Annotated in this window: 17 protein-coding genes and 1 pseudogene; all 18 read left to right on the top strand. The window is 49.1% G+C overall.

The window, feature by feature from the left end; genetic code table 11:
* The 18 genes and pseudogenes from ACMGG3_RS10725 (at position 1) to ACMGG3_RS10640 (ending at position 20,924) form a co-directional block, all read left to right on the top strand.
* Positions 1-480 carry a GDP-mannose mannosyl hydrolase gene (locus ACMGG3_RS10725; RefSeq protein ID WP_072126435.1) on the top strand — a complete coding sequence of 160 codons (480 nt, stop codon included), beginning with the start codon at positions 1-3 and terminating at the stop codon, positions 478-480.
* Positions 477-1,700 carry a colanic acid biosynthesis fucosyltransferase WcaI gene (gene wcaI, locus ACMGG3_RS10720; protein ID WP_014170816.1) on the top strand — a complete coding sequence of 408 codons (1,224 nt, stop codon included), beginning with the start codon at positions 477-479 and terminating at the stop codon, positions 1,698-1,700. The genes ACMGG3_RS10725 and wcaI overlap by 4 nt, the downstream gene beginning before the upstream one ends.
* Before the next feature lie 3 nt (positions 1,701-1,703).
* Positions 1,704-3,140, top strand: a complete 1,437-nt coding sequence (gene cpsB, locus ACMGG3_RS10715; RefSeq protein ID WP_014170815.1) for a mannose-1-phosphate guanyltransferase — start codon at positions 1,704-1,706, stop codon at positions 3,138-3,140.
* A gap of 109 nt (positions 3,141-3,249) precedes the next feature.
* Positions 3,250-4,620: a colanic acid biosynthesis phosphomannomutase CpsG gene (gene cpsG, locus ACMGG3_RS10710; protein WP_032680630.1), complete on the top strand. Its 1,371-nt coding sequence runs from the start codon at positions 3,250-3,252 to the stop codon at positions 4,618-4,620.
* A gap of 62 nt (positions 4,621-4,682) precedes the next feature.
* Positions 4,683-6,077, top strand: coding sequence for an undecaprenyl-phosphate glucose phosphotransferase (gene wcaJ / locus ACMGG3_RS10705; protein WP_014170813.1), 1,395 nt, complete (start codon positions 4,683-4,685; stop codon positions 6,075-6,077).
* 1 nt (position 6,078) lies between these two features.
* Positions 6,079-7,556, top strand: a pseudogene (gene wzxC / locus ACMGG3_RS10700) (colanic acid undecaprenyl disphosphate flippase WzxC).
* Positions 7,557-7,573: 17 nt separating this feature from the next.
* The gene (gene wcaK / locus ACMGG3_RS10695) at positions 7,574-8,854 is read left to right on the top strand and encodes a colanic acid biosynthesis pyruvyl transferase WcaK (protein WP_414149884.1); all 1,281 of its coding nucleotides are present in this window, start codon (positions 7,574-7,576) and stop codon (positions 8,852-8,854) included.
* Positions 8,851-10,071, top strand: a complete 1,221-nt coding sequence (gene wcaL, locus ACMGG3_RS10690; RefSeq protein ID WP_414149883.1) for a colanic acid biosynthesis glycosyltransferase WcaL — start codon at positions 8,851-8,853, stop codon at positions 10,069-10,071. The genes wcaK and wcaL overlap by 4 nt, the downstream gene beginning before the upstream one ends.
* Before the next feature lie 12 nt (positions 10,072-10,083).
* A complete protein-coding gene (wcaM, locus tag ACMGG3_RS10685; protein ID WP_025203690.1) occupies positions 10,084-11,475 on the top strand; it encodes a colanic acid biosynthesis protein WcaM in 1,392 nt (463 codons plus the stop codon).
* A gap of 177 nt (positions 11,476-11,652) precedes the next feature.
* A complete protein-coding gene (galF, locus tag ACMGG3_RS10680; RefSeq protein WP_414149882.1) occupies positions 11,653-12,549 on the top strand; it encodes a GalU regulator GalF in 897 nt (298 codons plus the stop codon).
* A gap of 350 nt (positions 12,550-12,899) precedes the next feature.
* Positions 12,900-13,985, top strand: coding sequence for a dTDP-glucose 4,6-dehydratase (gene rfbB, locus ACMGG3_RS10675; RefSeq protein ID WP_014170807.1), 1,086 nt, complete (start codon positions 12,900-12,902; stop codon positions 13,983-13,985).
* Positions 13,985-14,884: a dTDP-4-dehydrorhamnose reductase gene (gene rfbD / locus ACMGG3_RS10670; RefSeq protein ID WP_014170806.1), complete on the top strand. Its 900-nt coding sequence runs from the start codon at positions 13,985-13,987 to the stop codon at positions 14,882-14,884. The genes rfbB and rfbD overlap by 1 nt, the downstream gene beginning before the upstream one ends.
* 51 nt (positions 14,885-14,935) lie before the next feature.
* The gene (gene rfbA / locus ACMGG3_RS10665) at positions 14,936-15,814 is read left to right on the top strand and encodes a glucose-1-phosphate thymidylyltransferase RfbA (protein WP_014170805.1); all 879 of its coding nucleotides are present in this window, start codon (positions 14,936-14,938) and stop codon (positions 15,812-15,814) included.
* Positions 15,815-15,817: 3 nt separating this feature from the next.
* On the top strand, positions 15,818-16,354 hold the full coding sequence (gene rfbC, locus ACMGG3_RS10660; protein WP_047366478.1) for a dTDP-4-dehydrorhamnose 3,5-epimerase: 537 nt from the start codon (positions 15,818-15,820) through the stop codon (positions 16,352-16,354).
* Between the two features lie 14 nt (positions 16,355-16,368).
* Positions 16,369-17,610: a flippase gene (locus ACMGG3_RS10655; protein WP_047366477.1), complete on the top strand. Its 1,242-nt coding sequence runs from the start codon at positions 16,369-16,371 to the stop codon at positions 17,608-17,610.
* A 3-nt stretch (positions 17,611-17,613) separates the two neighbouring features.
* A complete protein-coding gene (locus tag ACMGG3_RS10650) occupies positions 17,614-18,837 on the top strand; it encodes a DUF6337 family protein (RefSeq protein ID WP_014170803.1) in 1,224 nt (407 codons plus the stop codon).
* Complete coding sequence (locus ACMGG3_RS10645) at positions 18,806-19,831, top strand: glycosyltransferase (protein ID WP_414149881.1); 1,026 nt, start codon at positions 18,806-18,808, stop codon at positions 19,829-19,831. The genes ACMGG3_RS10650 and ACMGG3_RS10645 overlap by 32 nt, the downstream gene beginning before the upstream one ends.
* Positions 19,832-19,850: 19 nt before the next feature.
* Positions 19,851-20,924 (top strand): glycosyltransferase family 4 protein, encoded by a 1,074-nt coding sequence (locus tag ACMGG3_RS10640; protein WP_014170801.1) that lies wholly within the window; start codon positions 19,851-19,853, stop codon positions 20,922-20,924.
* The last annotated feature ends 12 nt before the right edge of the window (positions 20,925-20,936 follow it).

The raw sequence follows: 20,936 nt of genomic DNA, 5'->3' as shown, positions 1-20,936 counted from the left end.
ATGTTTTTAAGTCAGGAAGATTTTGCCACGGTAGTGCGTTCCACTCCGCTCATCTCAATTGATTTGGTGGTGGAAAACGAACGCGGCGAGTTCTTGCTGGGAAAACGAACCAACCGTCCTGCACAGGGCTTTTGGTTCGTGCCCGGCGGGCGCGTGCAGAAGGATGAGACGCTGGAAAATGCTTTTGAGCGTCTCACTCTGGCGGAACTGGGCCTGCAACTGCCGATGGCGGCAGGCCAGTTTTACGGGGTCTGGCAGCACTTCTATGACGATAACTTTTCGGGCACCGGTTTCACCACGCACTATGTGGTGCTCGGTTTTCGCCTGAAGGTGAGTGAGGCAGACCTGCGTCTGCCTGATTCTCAGCATGACGACTACCGCTGGCAGACGCCAGAGGCGTTGCTGGCCAGTGACAATGTGCATGACAACAGTCGTGCCTATTTCCTGGCCGATCGTCAGTCCGGAGTGCCGGGCTTATGAAAATTCTGGTGTACGGAATCAACTATTCGCCGGAGTTAACCGGAATCGGTAAATACACCGGCGAAATGGTCGAGTGGATGGCGAGCCAGGGACATGACGTGCGGGTCATTACCGCGCCGCCATACTACCCGGAATGGAAAGTAGGTGAGCGCTATTCAGGCTGGCGCTACCGTCGCGAAGAGGGTGCCGCGACCGTCTGGCGTTGCCCGCTGTACGTGCCGAAACAGCCCTCAACGCTGAAGCGGTTACTTCATCTGGGCAGCTTTGCCCTGAGCAGTTTCTTCCCGCTGATGGCGCAACGTCGCTGGAAGCCGGATCGCATTATCGGTGTGGTGCCAACGCTGTTCTGCACCCCAGGCATGCGCCTGCTGGGCAAACTCTCCGGCGCGCGCACGCTGCTTCACATTCAGGATTATGAAGTGGACGCCATGCTCGGCCTGGGAATGGCCGGCAAAGGTAAGAGCGGGAAGGTGGCGAAACTCGCCAGCGCCTTCGAGCGCAGCGGCCTGCATAACGTGGATTATGTCTCGACCATCTCGCGCTCAATGATGAACAAAGCGCAGGAGAAGGGCGTACCGGCGGAAAAAGTGATCTTTTTCCCCAACTGGTCTGAAGTGGCGCGTTTTCGCGACGTAACAGACAGTGACGCTCAGGCGCTACGCGCTCAGCTCGGTCTGCCTGACGACCAAAAAATCATTCTTTACTCAGGCAACATCGGCGAGAAGCAGGGGCTGGAGAGCGTCATCGACGCCGCACAGCAACTGAGCCATCAACCCTGGATGTTTGTCATCGTCGGGCAGGGCGGCGGAAAAGCGCGACTGGAAAAAATGGCCAACGAACGCGGCCTGACGAACGTGAAATTTTTCCCGCTTCAGTCTTACGAGGCACTGCCTGCGTTGCTGAAGATGGGCGACTGCCATCTGGTAGTACAAAAGCGCGGCGCGGCAGACGCGGTGCTGCCGTCCAAGCTGACCAACATTCTGGCAGTGGGCGGTAACGCGGTGATCACGGCGGAAGCCGAAACAGAATTAGGCCAGCTGTGCGACAGCTATCCGGGGATCGCCGTTTGCGTGGAGCCGGAATCGGTCCCGGCGCTGGTCACTGGCATTGAACGGGCACTTGCCATGCCAAAAACGAACACGGTGGCACGTGAATATGCCGAACGCACGCTCGAGAAAGAGAACGTGCTGAGCCAATTTATTGCAGATATACGGGGATAAATCATGAGTCAAACCACTTTGTATCCGGTTGTGATGGCAGGTGGCTCTGGTAGCCGGTTGTGGCCGCTGTCCCGCGTGCTCTATCCAAAGCAGTTCCTCTGCCTGAAAGGGGAGCTCACCATGCTGCAGACGACGGTTAACCGCCTGCAGGGTGTGGAGTGTGAAAGCCCGGTGGTGATTTGTAACGAACAACACCGCTTTATTGTCGCCGAGCAGCTGCGCCAGCTGAACAAACTCACAGAAAATATCATTCTGGAGCCTGCCGGACGTAACACCGCCCCCGCGATTGCGCTGGCGGCGCTGGCGGCCAAACGCAGCAGCCCGGATTGCGATCCGCTGATGCTGGTTCTGGCGGCAGACCATGTTATTCAACAGGAAGAGTCGTTCCGCGAGGCGGTACGCGCGGCTATTCCTTACGCCGAAAACGGCAAACTGGTGACTTTCGGCATCGTGCCGGACCTGCCGGAAACCGGCTACGGGTATATTCGTCGTGGCAATGTGACCCCGGGCGAAGGCGACAGCGTAGCGTTTGACGTGGCGCAGTTTGTCGAAAAACCGAATCTGGAAACCGCGCAGGCGTATGTGGCCAGCGGTGAATATTACTGGAACAGCGGGATGTTCCTGTTCCGCGCTGGCCGCTACCTGGAAGAGCTGCGCAAATATCGCCCGGATATTCTGGACGCCTGCGAGAAAGCGATGGCGGTAGTGGATCCGGATCTCGATTTTATCCGTGTTGACGAAGCGTCTTTCCTCGCCTGCCCGGAAGAGTCAATTGACTATGCGGTAATGGAACGCACGGCCGATGCCGTTGTGGTACCGATGGATGCGGGCTGGAGCGATGTTGGCTCCTGGTCCTCCCTGTGGGAGATCAGCGCCCATACCCCGGAGGGTAACGTCCACCACGGTGATGTTATCAGCCACAAAACGGAAAACAGCTATGTCTACGCCGAGTCCGGTCTGGTGACCACAGTTGGCGTGAAGGATCTGGTGGTCGTACAGACGAAAGACGCCGTGCTGATTGCTGACCGTAATGCCGTGCAGGACGTTAAAAAAGTGGTGGAGAAGATCAAGGCCGATGGTCGCCATGAACACCATATCCACCGCGAAGTGTATCGTCCGTGGGGCAAATATGACTCCATCGATGCCGGTGAACGTTACCAGGTGAAACGCATCACCGTGAAACCGGGTGAGGGGCTGTCGGTACAGATGCACCACCACCGTGCCGAGCACTGGGTCGTGGTGGCGGGTACCGCCAAAGTCACGATTGATGGCGAAGTGAAACTGCTGGGCGAAAACGAGTCAATCTATATTCCGCTGGGGGCCACGCACTGTCTGGAAAACCCGGGGAAAATTCCTCTCGACTTAATTGAAGTGCGCTCCGGTTCGTACCTGGAAGAAGACGATATTGTCCGTTTCCAGGACCGTTACGGGCGGGTATAGCGCCGTCTCTAAAGCCGGATAGCGTTTCGCGCATCCGGCCTGCGAATGAATAAAAACAAATTTGCCTGTTAATCGGGCGGGCCAACTGTTGCCTGAAAAAGGGGTCATCATGGAAAAATTAACCTGTTTTAAAGCCTACGATATTCGCGGCAAGCTGGGCGAAGAGCTGAATGAAGACATTGCGTGGCGCATTGGCCGCGCATACGGCGAATATCTTAAGCCACAAACGATTGTCCTGGGCGGCGATGTGCGCCTGACCAGTGAGTCCCTGAAGCTGGCGCTGGCAAAAGGGCTGCAGGATGCGGGAGTGGACGTGCTGGATATCGGCTTGTCCGGCACCGAAGAGATTTACTTTGCCACCTTCCACCTCGGCGTGGACGGCGGTATCGAAGTGACAGCCAGCCATAACCCGATGGACTACAACGGTATGAAGCTGGTGCGCAAGGGCGCGCGTCCTATCAGCGGCGATACCGGTCTGCGTGACGTGCAGCGTCTCGCCGAAGCTAACGATTTCCCGCCGGTGAATGAAGCAAAACGCGGCAGCTATAAGCAGATCGACCTGCGTAAAGCATACATCGACCACCTGCTGGGCTACATCAACGTTGCAAACCTGAAACCGCTGAAGCTGGTGATCAACTCCGGTAACGGCGCGGCCGGCCCGGTGGTGGATGCGCTCGAAGCCCGCTTTAAGGCCCTGAACGTGCCGGTAACCTTCGTTAAGGTCCATAACACCCCGGATGGCAACTTCCCGAACGGTATTCCTAACCCGCTGCTGCCGGAGTGCCGCGACGACACCCGTAACGCGGTCATCGAACACGGTGCCGATATGGGTATCGCCTTTGACGGCGATTTCGACCGCTGCTTCCTGTTCGACGAAAAAGGCCAGTTCATCGAAGGCTACTACATTGTCGGCCTGCTGGCGGAAGCGTTCCTCGAGAAGAACCCGGGCGCGAAGATCATTCACGATCCGCGTCTGTCCTGGAACACCGTGGATGTGGTGAACGCCGCGGGCGGCCAGCCGGTGATGTCCAAAACCGGTCATGCCTTCATCAAAGAGCGTATGCGCGAAGAAGACGCCATTTATGGCGGCGAGATGAGCGCCCACCACTATTTCCGTGACTTTGCCTACTGCGACAGCGGGATGATCCCGTGGCTGCTGGTGACCGAGCTGCTGTGTCTGAAAGGGCAGACCCTTGGCGAGCTGGTACGCGACCGCATGGCGGCCTTCCCGGCAAGTGGCGAAATCAACAGCAAACTGGCGCAGCCGGCCGAGGCCATTGCCCGCGTGGAGCAGCATTTTGCCCTCCATGCGCTGGAAATTGACCGTACCGACGGCATCAGCATGGCGTTCCCGCAGTGGCGTTTTAACCTGCGCTCTTCAAATACCGAGCCGGTGGTGCGCCTGAACGTGGAATCCCGCGCGGATACAGCGCTGATGGAAGCGCGAACGAAGGACATTCTGGCGCTGTTGAATCAGTAAATAGCTTTCCCCCTCACCCTGATGTGGGGTGAGGGGGCAGGTGTTGAACTAAAGGAACAACGATGACGAATCTAAAAAAACGCGAACGAGCGAGAACGAATGCATCGTTAATCTCCATGGTGCAGCGTTTTTCTGATATCACCATCATGGTCGGCGGATTATGGGTGGTGAGTTGGGTAAGCGGGCAATCCTTCTTCTACATGCATCTGCTCATGGCGCTGATTGCGCTGGTTGTGTTCCAGATGATCGGGGGGATGACCGACTTCTACCGTTCGTGGCGTGGTGTGAAAATGACCACCGAACTGATGCTGTTGCTGCAGAACTGGACATTAAGCCTGATCTTCAGTGCAGGTCTGGTGGCATTCAGCCATGATTTTGATAATCGCCTGGTGACGTATCTGTGCTGGTACCTGATTACCAGCGTCGGCATGGTGGTATGCCGCACCCTGATCCGTTTTGGCGCCGGCTGGCTGCGTAACCGCGGTTATAACCGTCGCTTTGTCGCCGTGGCGGGGGATTTGCCGGTAGGGAAGGTGCTTCTCGATAGCTTCCGCAAAGAGCCATGGTTAGGTTTTGAAGTGGTCGGGATTTATCACGACGCGAAGCCTGGCGGCGTGCCTTCAGACTGGGCCGGTAATTACGAACAGCTTATTGAGGACGCGAAAGCCGGCAAAATTCATAACGTCTACATCGCGATGCAGATGAAAGATGAATCCCGCATTAAGAAACTGATGCGTGAACTGGCCGATACCACCTGTTCGGTGATCCTGATCCCGGACGTCTTTACCTTTAACATCCTCCACTCCCGTATTGAAGAAGTGAACGGCGTGCCGGTCGTGCCGCTGTATGACACCCCGCTGTCGGGTATCAACCGCGTGCTCAAGCGCCTGGAAGATATCGTGCTCTCTTCACTGATCTTACTGCTGATCTCCCCGGTGCTGTGCTGCATTGCTCTGGCGGTGAAGCTGAGCTCCCCGGGCCCGGTTATCTTCCGTCAGACCCGCTACGGCATGGACGGTAAGCCTATCATGGTGTGGAAATTCCGCTCAATGAAGGTGATGGAGAACGACAAGGTCGTGACCCAGGCGACGCAGAACGATCCTCGTGTTACGCGGGTGGGGAACTTCCTGCGCCGTACCTCGCTGGATGAGCTGCCGCAGTTTATCAACGTCTTTACCGGTGGCATGTCGATTGTCGGACCCCGTCCCCATGCCGTGGCTCACAACGAACAGTACCGCTCGCTGATTGAAGGTTACATGTTGCGCCATAAAGTGAAGCCAGGCATTACCGGCTGGGCGCAGATCAACGGCTGGCGCGGCGAGACCGACACGCTTGAAAAAATGGAAAAACGCATCGAATTCGACCTGGAGTACATCCGTGAATGGAGCCTCTGGTTCGATATCAAGATCGTCTTTCTGACCATCTTCAAAGGTTTCGTGAACAAAGCGGCGTACTAAGATGAGCTTACGTGAAAAAACCATCAGCGGCGCCAAATGGTCAGCGATGGCGACCATTGTCATCATTGGCCTCGGCCTGGTGCAGATGACGGTGCTGGCGCGCATTATCGATAACCACCAGTTCGGTCTGCTGACCGTCTCGCTGGTGATTATCGCGCTGGCCGATACGCTGTCTGACTTCGGCATTGCTAACTCGATTATCCAGCGCAAAGAGATCAGCCATCTGGAACTGACCACGCTCTACTGGCTGAACGTTGGGTTGGGGGGGGCGTTTTCGTGCTGGTGTTCCTGTTGAGCGATACCATCGCCAGCGTGCTGCACAACCCCGATCTGGCACCGCTGATGCGTACGCTCTCGTTTGCTTTTGTGGTGATCCCGCACGGGCAACAGTTCCGCGCGCTGATGCAGAAAGAGCTGGAATTCAACAAGATTGGGATGATCGAGACCAGCGCCGTTCTCGCAGGGTTTACCTTTACCGTGGTCAGCGCCCATTTCTGGCCGCTGGCCATGACCGCTATCCTCGGATATCTGGTTAACTCTGCCGTGCGTACGCTGCTGTTCGGCTACTTTGGCCGCAAGATTTACCGTCCTGGGCTGCATTTCTCTCTCGCTTCGGTGTCATCCAACCTGCGTTTTGGCGCGTGGCTCACCGCCGACAGCATCATCAACTATGTCAACACCAACCTCTCCACGCTGGTGCTGGCACGCATCCTCGGCGCGAGCGTCGCGGGCGGGTACAACCTGGCGTACAACGTCGCGGTAGTACCACCAATGAAGCTCAACCCGATTATCACCCGCGTACTGTTCCCGGCGTTCGCCAAAATTCAGGACGACACCGAGAAGCTGCGCGTTAATTTTTACAAGCTGCTCTCTGTGGTGGGCATTATCAATTTCCCGGTTTTGCTGGGGCTGATGGTGGTCTCGAGCAACTTCGTGCCGCTGGTGTTTGGCGAGAAGTGGAACAGCATTATCCCGATCCTGCAGCTGCTGTGCGTGGTGGGGCTGCTGCGATCCGTTGGCAACCCGATTGGCTCACTGCTGATGGCTAAAGCGCGGGTTGATATCAGCTTCAAATTCAACGTGTTTAAAACGTTCCTGTTTATTCCGGCGATTATCGTCGGTGGACATATGGCCGGTGCCATTGGGGTCACGCTTGGTTTTCTGCTGGTGCAGATCATCAACACCGTTCTGAGCTACTTCGTGATGATCAAGCCGGTGCTGGGCTCCAGCTACCGGCAGTACATTCTGAGCCTGTGGCTGCCGTTTTATCTGTCACTGCCTACCCTTGCGGTGAGCTATGGCCTGGGCATCGTGCTCACTGGCCATCTGCCGCTCGCGGCCATGCTGGCAATACAGGTCGCAGCAGGTGCACTGGCGTTTGGCGTGATGATTGTGCTGTCACGTAATGCGCTGGTGGTAGAGATGAAGCGCCAGTTTTGCCGTAATGAAAAAATGAAAACGCTGCTTCGCGCAGGCTAGTTATTTAAGAGGCCATTATGAAATTACTTATTCTTGGCAACCATACCTGCGGCAACCGTGGCGACAGCGCCATTCTGCGCGGTTTATTGGATGCGATTAACACCCTTAAGCCTGAGACTGAAGTGGACGTGATGAGCCGTTATCCGGTCAGCTCTTCCTGGTTATTGAACCGCCCGGTCATGGGCGACCCGCTCTACAGCCAGATGAAGCAGCACAACAACGCCGCCGGCGTGATGGGACGCGTGAAGAAAGTTCTGCGCCGTCGCTATCAGCACCAGGTGTTGCTGTCCCGTGTAACTGATACCGGCAAGCTGCGTAACATCGCCATTGCTCAGGGCTTCACGGATTTCGTTCGACTGCTGTCGGGCTACGACGCCATTATTCAGGTCGGCGGATCGTTCTTCGTCGATCTTTACGGTGTGCCGCAGTTTGAGCACGCACTCTGCACATTCATGGCGAAAAAACCGCTGTTTATGATTGGTCACAGCGTCGGGCCGTTCCAGGATCCGCAGTTTAACCAGCTGGCAAACTATGTCTTCGGCCACTGCGATGCCCTGATCCTGCGTGAGTCGGTAAGCCTCGATATGATGAAACGCAGCGAGATTGACACTACGAAAGTGGAACACGGGGTGGACACCGCCTGGCTGGTGGATCATCAGGACGACAGTTTCCAGGCGAGCTACGCAGTGCAGCACTGGCTGGACGTGGCGGGGAAACAGAAAACGGTCGCCATCACCCTGCGCGAACTTGCACCGTTTGATAAACGTTTAGGCACCACCCAGGCGGCGTATGAGAAAGCGTTTGCTGACGTGGTTAACCGCGTGCTGGACAGCGGATACCAGGTGCTGGCGCTTTCAACCTGTACCGGCATCGACAGCTATAACAAAGATGACCGCATGGTGGCGCTGAACCTGCGTAACCTGGTAAACGATCCGTCCCGTTATCACGTGGTGATGGACGAACTGAACGACCTCGAGATGGGCAAATTGCTCTCAGCCTGTGACCTCACCGTGGGCACGCGTCTGCACTCGGCGATCATTTCGATGAACTTTGGCACGCCGGCCATTGCGATTAACTACGAGCACAAGTCAGCCGGCATTATGCAGCAGCTTGGCATGCCTGAAATGGCCGTTGATATTCGTCATCTGCTGGATGGTTCGCTTGGCGCGATGGTGGGCGATACCCTGGGGCAACTGCCTGCCATCAATGAACGCCTGGCCGTCGCGGTGAAAGCCGAGCGCGAGAAGGGAATTGGGATGGTGAAATCGGTGCTCGACCGCGTCCGGGAGGGGAAATGAAGGTTGGTTTCTTCTTACTGAAATTTCCGCTGTCGTCTGAAACCTTTGTGCTGAACCAAATCACCGCGTTTATCGATATGGGATACGACGTGGAGATCATCGCCCTGCAAAAGGGCGATACACAAAATACCCATGCGGCGTATACGCAGTATGGACTGGAGGCGAAAACCCGCTGGCTGCAGGACGAGCCCTCAGGAAGAGTAAATAAGCTGCGCCACCGGGCCAGCCAGACCTTACGCGGGATCCATCGTGCATCGACCTGGCGCGCGCTGAATGTTTCCCGCTATGGCGCGGAATCTCGCAACCTGATCCTGTCCGCCATTTGTGGTCAAACGGCGCAGCCGTACCGCGCCGATGTGTTTATTGCTCACTTTGGCCCGGCGGGCGTGACCGCCGCCAAACTGCGTGAGTTGGGGGTGATTGACGGTAAAATTGCGACCATCTTCCACGGTATCGACATCTCCAGCCGCGAGGTATTGAACCACTACACGCCGGAGTATCTGCAGCTTTTCCGCCGTGGCGACATGATGCTGCCCATCAGCGACTTGTGGGCCGGGCGTCTGAAAAACATGGGCTGTCCGCAGGAAAAAATAACCGTTTCGCGTATGGGCGTGGATTTAGAGCGCTTTACTCGCCGCCCGGTCAAGGTGCCGGGAAAACCGCTGCAGATAATCTCTGTTGCGCGTCTGACGGAGAAAAAAGGTCTGCACGTCGCCATCGAAGCCTGCCGCCAGCTGCGAGCGCGCGGCGTGGATTTCCGCTATCGCATTCTCGGTATTGGCCCGTGGGAGCGTCGTCTTCGCACGCTTATCGAACAGTATCAGCTGGAAGATTACGTGGAGATGCCAGGTTTTAAGCCAAGCCACGAGGTGAAGGCCATGCTGGATGAGGCGGATGTATTCCTGCTGCCTTCCGTGACCGGCGCCGATGGCGATATGGAGGGGATCCCGGTTGCGTTAATGGAGGCGATGGCCGTCGGTATTCCGGTGGTGTCGACCCTGCACAGCGGGATCCCGGAGTTAATCAAGTCTGATTACTCCGGCTGGCTGGTACCGGAGAATAATGCGATGGCCCTTGCGGATCGTTTAGCCGAATTTAGCGGCATCGACCAACAGGCGCTGGAGCCCGTTATCCACAACGCCCGACAAAAAGTTGAAGCAGATTTTAACCAGCAGGTGATTAATCGCCAGTTAGCGAGCCTGCTGCAAACGTTGTAACGCCGAGGTTGTATGCTGAAAAAGATTACCCGACGCACCTTTGTCTCTTCTTTATCCGTCCTGGCGGCTACGCCGCTGCTGTCGTCCCGCATTGCGCGGGCGGCAACCGGAAAGACGGTCTCTGTTAACCAGTACAATAACAACGACTGGATCGCCGCCTTTAAGCAGGCGTTTAACGAAGGCGACACCGTTGTTGTCCCTGCCGGGCTCACCTGTAAAAACATCAATACGGGCATTTTCATTCCTGACGGTAAAACGCTGCTGATCCGCGGTGCGTTAACGGGCAATGGTCGCGGACGCTTCGTGCTGCAGGAAGGCAGTAAAGTGATTGGTGAAGGTGACGGCCGCACGGAGAACATTACGCTGGACATTCGCGGTTCAGACTGTGTGATTAAAGGGCTGGCAATGAGCGGCTTTGGACCGGTGACGCAGATCTACATTGGCGGCAAAAAGCCGCGCGTCATGCGCAACCTGCTGATTGATAACATCAGCGTAAGCCAGGCGAACTACGCCATCCTGCGCCAGGGATTCCATAATCAGATAGATGGCGCGCGCATCACTAACAGTAAATTCAGCCATCTCCAGGGCGACGCGATTGAGTGGAACGTCGCCATTAATGACCGTAACATCCTGATCTCCGATCATGTGATTGACAACATTAACTGTACGAACGGCAAGATCAACTGGGGCATCGGCATTGGTCTCGCCGGCAGCACCTACGACAACGATTATCCGGAAAAGCAAACCGTGAAGAACTTCGTGGTGGCAAATATCACCGGCAGCAACTGTCGTCAGTTAGTCCACGTCGAAAACGGTAAGCACTTTATTATTCGCAATATTAAGGCCAAGAATATCACTCCTGACTTCAGCAAGAAGGCGGGAATAGACAACGCCACGGTAGCCATTTATGGCTGTGATAATTTCATTATTGATAATGTCGATATGGTCAATAGTGCCGGCATGCTGATCGGCTACGGTGTAATAAAGGGCGACTATCTCTCGATACCTCAGAACTTTAAGCTGAACGACATTCGCCTGGATAATCGCCAGCTTGCGTACAAACTGCGCGGAATACAAATTTCCTCCGGCAACGCCACCTCCTTCGTGGCCATCACCAACGTTGAGATGCAGCGGGCTACGCTTGAGTTGCACAACAAACCGCAGCACCTCTTCTTGCGTAATATCAACGTGATGCAGGAAGCTGCCGTCGGCCCGGCGCTGAAGATGAATTTCGACCTGCGTAAGGATGTCCGAGGCAAGTTTATGGCTAAAGATGAGACCTTACTGTCGCTGGCGAACATCAAGGCTGTGAATGAGAAAGGGCAGAGCTCCGTGGATATTGACCGCGTGGACCAGCAGGTGGTGAATACGGAGCGGCTGAATTTTGCGCTCCCGCACAGATAATCGACAATTGTCTTTTTTTGCGACTATTCCTGGCACAGAAACGCGATCTATTCAGATTACAACTACTGTTTTTTGTGATGTGGTCCCCTAACATCATATACGAATCACGGCAAATCATGCTGGCGAAAACAGGTTAAAGAGCTATAATTCGTCAACCATTTTAAGGTGGAAGAAATAATGATTAATTTGAAAGCAGTCATTCCGGTAGCAGGCTTGGGCATGCATATGCTGCCAGCCACAAAAGCCATTCCTAAAGAGATGCTGCCGATTGTCGACAAACCGATGATTCAATACATTGTCGATGAAATTGTTGCTGCAGGGATCAAAGAAATCGTCCTGGTTACGCACTCCTCCAAGAATGCGGTAGAAAACCACTTCGACACCTCTTACGAACTCGAAGCGTTGCTTGAGCAGCGCGTAAAACGCCAGCTGCTGGCTGAAGTGCAGTCTATCTGCCCTCCTGGCGTAACCATCATGAACGTGCGTCAGGCGCAGCCGCTGGGTCTGGGCCACTCCATTCTTTGCGCGCGCCCGGTCGTGGGTGACAATCCGTTCATCGTTGTTCTGCCGGATATCATTATCGACAGCGCATCTGCCGATCCGCTGCGTTACAACCTGGCGGCAATGGTGGCGCGCTTCAACGAAACGGGTCGTAGCCAGGTGCTTGCTAAGCGCATGAAAGGCGATCTCTCCGAATACTCTGTTATCCAGACTAAAGAAGCGCTGGAGACGGAAGGGCAGGTGAGCCGTATCGTTGAGTTTATCGAGAAACCGGATCAGCCGCAGACGCTGGATTCTGACCTGATGGCCGTTGGCCGTTATGTTCTCAACGCGGATATCTGGGCCGAGCTGGAAAAAACCGAGCCGGGTGCCTGGGACCGTATCCAGTTGACCGATGCGATTGCTGAACTGGCGAAAAAACAGTCTGTTGACGCGATGCTGATGACGGGTGACAGCTATGACTGCGGTAAGAAAATGGGGTATATGCAGGCGTTTGTGAACTATGGGCTGCGTAACCTGAAGGAAGGGGCGAAGTTCAGAAGCCGGATTGAGAAGTTGCTGGCTAACGACTGATTCCTCTCTGTCTTTTGAATAAGCGGCAGTTATCATTTGGCTATGTAAAACATAACCAAAATGGTGACTGCCGTTTTTTGTTATTAATTATAATGATAACATGGGGTTATCTGATTCAAATGTGGACTGATTTGTAACGATTTGTGCTTGTTTCTAAGACCATTTAGGATGACAATTAACGCCAGTTTTTGTCTGTTATCAGACTCCCAAAATCTTTATTCAACATTCGCTCAGTGCACTGGTAGCTGTTAAGCCAGGGGCGGTAGCGTGCAAAATTTCTGAATCCACGGTTATATGGCTGGTTTCAGGGCATCAATATCTCGACATATTCAATAGACGGAACAGATAACGTGAAAATTCTTGTGACGGGTGGAGCAGGTTTTATCGGCTCAGCGGTGGTACGACATATTATCAAAAATACCCAGGACGACGTCGTCAATGTGGATAAGCTCACCTATGCTGGTAACCTTGAGTCGCTTACTGACGTTAGCGATAGCGGTCGATATGTCTTTGAGCGTGCGGACATTTGTGACAAAGCTGCTATGGACCGTATCTTCGCTGAGCATAAACCGGATGCCGTAATGCACTTGGCGGCAGAAAGCCACGTTGATCGCTCCATCACAGGTCCGGCTGCATTTATTGAAACCAATATCGTTGGCACTTATGTCTTGCTCGAGGCGGCTCGCGCGTATTGGTCAACACTGGATGATACCGCGAAGAAAGCGTTCCGTTTCCATCATATATCTACGGACGAAGTGTACGGTGATTTACCGCACCCTGACGAGCATCCAGCCTCAATCGATTTGCCGATGTTCACTGAAACCACCGCCTATGCGCCAAGTAGCCCTTATTCTGCCTCAAAAGCTTCCAGCGACCATCTGGTTCGCGCATGGCTGCGTACTTACGGTTTCCCAACAATCGTGACCAACTGCTCCAATAACTATGGGCCGTATCACTTTCCTGAGAAGCTGATCCCGCTGGTGATTTTGAATGCTCTGGACGGTAAAGTGCTGCCTATTTACGGTAAAGGCGACCAGATCCGTGACTGGCTGTATGTTGAAGATCATGCGCGTGCGCTGTACACCGTCGTAACCCAGGGTAAACCGGGTGAAACTTATAACATCGGTGGGCATAACGAAAAGCAGAATCTGGATGTGGTACACACCATTTGCGATCTGCTGGATGAAATCGTGCCGAAAGAAGGTTCCTATCGCGATCAGATCACCTACGTCGCTGACCGCCCTGGGCATGACCGCCGCTACGCGATTGATGCGCATAAAATTGGCGTTGAGCTGGGATGGAAGCCTGAAGAGACCTTCGAAAGCGGTATCCGTAAGACCGTGGAATGGTATCTGAGCAACCAGGACTGGGTTAACAACGTTAAAAGCGGTGCTTACAAGACCTGGATCGAACAGAATTACGGAGAACGTCAATAATGAACATTCTTCTGTTCGGCAAGACAGGACAAGTGGGCTGGGAGCTACAGCGCGCACTCGCACCGTTAGGGAACGTGATTGCACTTGACGTGCATTCCAAAGAATACTGCGGGGATTTTAGCAATCCGGAAGGCATCGCTGAAACCGTCCGCACCATCAGACCTGACGTCATCGTCAACGCAGCGGCGCATACCGCAGTCGATAAAGCTGAATCAGAGCAGGAATTCGCTCAGTTGCTCAACGCAACCAGCGTCGAGGCAATTGCGAAAGAAGCGGCTAAAATCGGTGCCTGGGTTGTTCACTATTCTACTGATTACGTCTTTCCAGGCGATGGCGAAACGCCATGGCGCGAAACGGATGCGACCGCACCTCTTAATGTGTATGGACAGACCAAGCTCGACGGTGAAAAAGCGCTCCAGGCACATTGCGCTAAATACCTGATTTTCCGCACAAGTTGGGTTTACGCCGGCAAAGGCAATAACTTTGCAAAAACAATGCTTCGCCTGGCGAAAGCGCGTAAAGAACTCTCCGTAATCAACGATCAGGTTGGTGCGCCAACAGGCGCTGAGTTACTGGCTGACTGTACCGCGCATGCTATCCGTGTGGCCATGGTAAAACCTGAAGTGGCTGGCCTCTATCATCTCGTTGCATCAGACACGACCACCTGGTATGACTATGCCGCGTTAGTCTTCGATGAAGCCAGAAAGGCGGGGATTGAACTGGAAATTGAAAAGCTCAATGCCGTTCCTACCACCGCGTATCCTACGCCTGCGCGTCGTCCTCAGAATTCGCGTTTAAATACAGAGAAATTCCAGCGCAACTTTGGCCTGGTTTTACCGGCATGGGATGTTGGCGTTAAGCGAATGCTCGCCGAGCTTTTTTCCGCTGAATCAATCTAACATTAAATAATTGCCCGGCTTCGGGCATTTTGCATTTATAGAGAAATTACAATGGCTACGCGTAAAGGTATTATTCTTGCTGGTGGATCCGGCACTCGTCTCTACCCAGTTACTATGGCAGTGAGCAAGCAATTGCTGCCAATTTATGACAAACCAATGATTTACTATCCGCTGTCAACACTGATGCTGGCGGGGATCAAAGATATTCTCATCATCAGTACGCCGCAGGATACTCCGCGCTTTGAACAACTTCTGGGCGACGGCAGCCAGTGGGGATTAAACCTTCAGTATAAAGTTCAGCCAAGCCCTGATGGACTTGCACAGGCCTTTATTATTGGCGAAGAGTTCATTGGTGACGATAGCTGCGCGCTGGTGCTGGGCGATAACATTTTCTATGGCCATGATCTGCCGAAGCAGCTTGAAGCTGCGTTGAATAAAGATGATGGTGCAACTGTATTTGCCTATCACGTTAACGACCCTGAACGCTATGGCGTTGTGGAGTTTGATAAAAACGGTACGGCAATCAGCCTGGAAGAAAAGCCGCTGGAGCCTAAGAGTAACTATGCCGTTACGGGCCTTTACTTCTACGATAACGACGTTGTAGAAATGGCTAAAAACCTGAAACCTTCTGCGCGCGGTGAGCTTGAAATTACGGATATCAACCGTATTTATCTTGAGCAGGGACGTCTGTCAGTTGCCATGATGGGACGTGGTTATGCCTGGCTGGATACCGGTACGCACCAGAGCCTGATTGAAGCAAGTAACTTCATCGCAACAATTGAAGAGCGTCAGGGGCTGAAGGTCTCCTGTCCGGAAGAGATTGCGTATCGCAAAGGGTTTATTGATGCGGAGCAGGTAAAGAAGCTGGCTGAGCCGTTGAAGAAAAATGCATATGGCCAATACCTGCTGAAGATGATTAAAGGTTACTAAGACATGAACGTAATTAAAACTGATATACCAGATGTATTAATTTTTGAACCAAAAGTATTTGGTGACGATCGTGGCTTTTTCTTTGAAAGTTTCAGTCAGAAAATTTTTGAAGAGGCGGTAGGTCGTAAAGTTGAGTTTGTGCAGGATAATCATTCAAAATCCTGCAAAGGAGTTCTGCGTGGTTTGCATTATCAACTGGAACCCTATGCACAGGGCAAACTGGTGCGCTGTGTTGCAGGGGAAGTATTTGATGTCGCAGTTGATATTCGCAAATCTTCGCCTACTTTTGGGAAATGGGTTGGGGTGAATCTTTCAGCTGAGAATAAACGTCAGTTGTGGATCCCTGAAGGGTTTGCTCATGGCTTTTTAGTGATCAGTGATATGGCTGAGTTTGTTTATAAAACAACAAACTATTATCATCCAGAAAGTGACCGCGGATTGTTATGGAATGATGAGACGCTTTCAATAAATTGGCCAATTGAAGAGTATCCAATCTTGTCAGAAAAAGATAAAAACGCAAAAAAGATAACTAATCTTTAATTAAGAGAATTCTTGTGAGTTTAATAAAAAACACATTTTGGAATCTTAGTGGTTATATCATACCTTCTTTGATAGCTATTCCATCTTTAGGTTATCTTGCTAGACATTTAGGTCCAGAGAAATTTGGACTTTTTACTTTGGCTACGGCTCTGGTAGGGTATGCGAGTATTTTCGATGCAGGACTTACCAGAGCTGTTATCAGAGAAATCTCGTTTTATAGAGATAATTTGGAAGAAGTGAAAAAAATAGTATCTAATTCAACCTTGATTCTTACTGTTCTTGGTTTGTTGGGGGGCGGATGTATCTACTTCGGAGCAGGTAATATAGTAAATTTCCTTAATATTAAGGATGGTTTACGTGTTGAAACAAAAAACGCAATTGAGATACTTGGTATAACTCTACCATTGTTCTTACTTAATCAAGTTTGGTTAGGAATATTGGAGGGCTATGAACAGTTTAAGAAGATTAATTTTATTAAGACATTTAATAGCTCATTTATTGTAGGGTTGCCGGCATTTTTTGTTTTTTTTAATAATTCATTAATTTATGCTGTAATTGGTTTGCTAGGTGCTCGTTTGTTATCGATAATAATTACATTTGTAGCATGCAAGCATCATATAATAACATCAGGATTAAAATTAGACCGTAACACATCTACAAGGTTATTGAAATATGGTGGTTGGATTACTGTAAGTAATATAATTAGCCCTTTAATGGCTTATTTAGATCGTTTCTTCATATCGAATGTGCTCGGTGCTGCTCATGTTGCCTTCTACACTGCACCATCTGAGGGCGTCCAACGGTTATCTATATTTCCCGGAGCTCTATCGAGAGCTGTTTTCCCAAAATTAAGCAGTTTGAGTGAAAAAAAAGAAAAAAATAAACAAAAAAAATTAGCGTATGCGTTGATGGCTGCTGCTATTTTTCCTCTTTGTTTGGTGGGTTTTATTTTTTCTGAACAAATAATGGTTACTTGGATGGGTTCTGAATTCTCTGGTACACCATCATTGATTTTGAAAATTCTTATTGTCGGTTATTTTTTTAACTGCATAGCGCAGATACCATTTGCGGATATACAAGCGGCAGGAAAATCTAAGACTACGGCATTTCTACACCTATCTGAAGTTGTGCCATACTTTGCTCTTCTATTCATGCTCGTCAACTTCTATGGGATTATAGGCGCTGCATTAGCATGGTCCATAAGAACTACCATTGACTGTTTGTTATTAGTATGGCTAAATAACAAAGTAAGGTAAATCATGTTTTTTTTCATTTATACTTTGGCTTTTATTCTTTCTACGTCTATAACGTATCGTTTTTGGAAAAGATTAACATACAATACGCTTATAAATATTCCTATATTCATTATAATTTCTTTGTATCAACTATTTGGTTCGTCATTCAAATTTAAAGAACTGAATGGCGACGTTTATTTATACTTATCAATTTTTGTGATTTTCGGTTCGCTTATCGAAATATTAACTGTTTTTGGCTTGAGAAATATTTATAACAACTCTTTACCTCAACGTTCAGCACCAGTTGTGCCGGGTATTTTTAGTTTTTTTGTGATCATTCTGAGTTCGGCGATATTGTTTTTTGCATCATTATATTCAAAACAGTATGGAATAATTAGTGAAGAGTTCGAGGCCAAAATGGCCTCAGGTTTTGTAGGGCACGCCCTAGTGTTTTTGATGATCACACCTCCGTTTATTTATTTATCATATGCAAATAAAAAAATTAATAAATGGACATTCATGTTTTGTTTGATTTTAGTCTTCTCTTGTTTGTTTCTTAAGCAAGTTAAATCTTGGATAATGATTCCTACAGTATTCTTATTCTTGACTTATCTCTATTATAATAATGTAAATAAGAAGAAGTTTATATTTTACGCTTCACTCGCTTCATTCTTATTATTTACTTTTTTCTTTCTTGTGTATTTTTTCAAAACTACAATTGTTAACCCTGATGCAAACAGTATAGAGTTGCTTGGTCAAATATATCAGCATTTCCTGTTCTACCTTTTTAGCGGTGTTGGGGCATTTTCTGAGTATCTCAATTCGAATGTTAGCACTGATACTTCTCATTGGTATGTTCTGATTCTCCCCTTAGTTAATATCATTAATTTCATCGCGGGCGATCCAATGGAGTCAGCGATAAATCCATTAAACTTTGTCATAAATTATGATATTACAAATGGATCCAATGTTTTTACAATGTTTGGCACCCTATGGATATATTTGAATTATTTATCCTTCTTCTTTTATGGGATTATAGTTTTTTTGCAGGCTTTTTTATATTTAAATCGTAGCAATTATATACTGTGCAATGTTTTTTGGCTTATAACAAGTTTCGGTATGTTTTCATGGTTTGAATATTACTATTTCCATTTGGCCTCCTATGAAGCGCCAATATACGTATTTATTTTATCAGTTCTCTTTTCAGGATCTAAAAGTGGAAAACAATTGCGCAACAATTATTCTTAATTGGAATGGTTCAAGTGATACTATAGCATGTATTGAAAGTATGAATAACCTGGAAGGAAAAACAACTGATTTGGTAGTTATTGATAATGATTCTACTCCAGAACAGTTTAATGTCCTTTCGAATTATTTTGAAAATTATGATTTATGTGCTGAAATTCCAGCCATGACAATGGAAAATGATGTTGTTTTCACGTCCATAAAAAAATTCCAAAAAGATGATAAAGTTATTTATCTAATTTGCGCTGAAACTAACTATGGTTTTTCAAAAAGCTGCAATGCAGGTGCGTATTTGGCTGCCCTATTCAAATATAAATATGTTCTTTTTTTAAATAACGATACAGAAGTCGAGCCTGACTTCTTGAATATACTCATTAATGATCTAGAGAAAGATGCAATATTGTTAACAGTGATTCCTCAAATAAGATATTTTTATAATAAAGATATCATATGGAATTGCGGCGGCACAATATCTAAGTATGGTAATAGAAAGTACTATTACGCAAACTCAATCTCCAAAGAAACAAAAAATAAAGAAAATTTATTTGAAATTAGTTTTGCAACTGGATGTTGCATTCTGTTTAGAACAAAAGAATTTATTGATATCGGCATGTTTACAGAAAGATTTTTCTTCGGTGAAGAAGATATCGAATTGTCACTACGATTACTAAAGATGAACAAAATTATTAAATGCGATCTAAATTCTCTGATATATCATAAAGTAGGTGCCAGTATTAAAGGGGATCGTGTCAAAATTCTTCGCAAAGCATATATACACTATTTAAACCGTCTCGTTAATATGAAAACATTTTTAGGGTTAAAATGGTGGATATGGATGATTCCATCTATGTTAAAAATCATGGTGAACATTATAAGATTGAACAAGGTATCGTTCTCTGAATTCATTTCCTTTGTATACTCTATTTTTATAGATGCATTGAAATGTAATAGTGTTGGCAAAAATAAATTCGAACAAATTCTTAAAAACGGTTTTTGAATAATTGTAGGCAATCAATATGAAAGCATTATTACTATCTTCAGCTTGCTGCATCCATACCAGAAAATGGTGTAATGGTCTCGCTGAAAAAGGTATAGACGTTCACTTGGTATCACAGCAAGAACCAATGGACGGCTACAACCAGAATGTGGTCTTTCACAAATTACCATATTCAGGGTTAAAGGGGTATATATTCAACAGATGGGCACTTATTAAAACTATAAAAAATATCAATCCAGATGTTATCAACGTGCATTATGCCTCTGGTTATGGAACATTAGCAGCTATTTCAGGCTTGAAGAACTTTATTCTTTCAGTGTGGGGCTCTGATGTCTATGATTTCCCTTTTAAATCAAAATTGCATTATAAATTAGTTAATTATAATCTCAATAGAGCTAACGTAATTTGTTCGACTAGTGAAGTTATGGGGCGTTTTGTTAAAGATAACTTTAATATTAGCCCAAATATATCGATAGAAATTACACCTTTTGGAGTTGATGTATCAAAGTTTAGGAAAAATGAGCAAATATCCAAAACTGATACTCTTACAATTGGAACAGTTAAGACTTTAAGACCTAAGTATGGCATTGATAATCTAATTCGAGCCTTTAGTATTCTGGTCCATAAAGGGCATAACAATATTGAATTAAAAATTGCAGGTAAAGGCTATCTTCTTGAGAATTTGCAAGCTTTAACGACAGAGCTTGGAGTTGCTGATAATGTTCAGTTCTTGGGATGGGTTGAAAATAACGAAGTACCAGCCTTGTTAAATACTTTTGATATTTATGTGGCGCCAAGTACGTTAGATAGCGAAAGTTTTGGGGTGGCAATCGTTGAAGCATCAGCATGTAATTTACCTGTAATCGTGACCAACGTCGGTGGGTTACCAGAAGTGGTAATCAATGAGGTAACAGGAATCGTTGTTGAGCCTGATAATGTTGAATTGTTATGTGCAGCAATTGAAAAATTACTCATCAACCCTGCTTTACGTCACGAAATGGGAGAAGCTGGGCGTGAAAATGTATTAACAAAATATGAATGGGACTTTTGTGTTCGTAAAATGGTAGATATTTATTCCAAAGTAGCTCTCTAATTAGGTTTTAAA

It is taken from the genome of Enterobacter sp. BNK-18, assembly GCF_047456135.1.
Taxonomy (GTDB): Bacteria; Pseudomonadota; Gammaproteobacteria; order Enterobacterales; family Enterobacteriaceae; genus Enterobacter; species Enterobacter ludwigii.
This window is presented reverse-complemented; position numbering and strand designations above follow the sequence as displayed.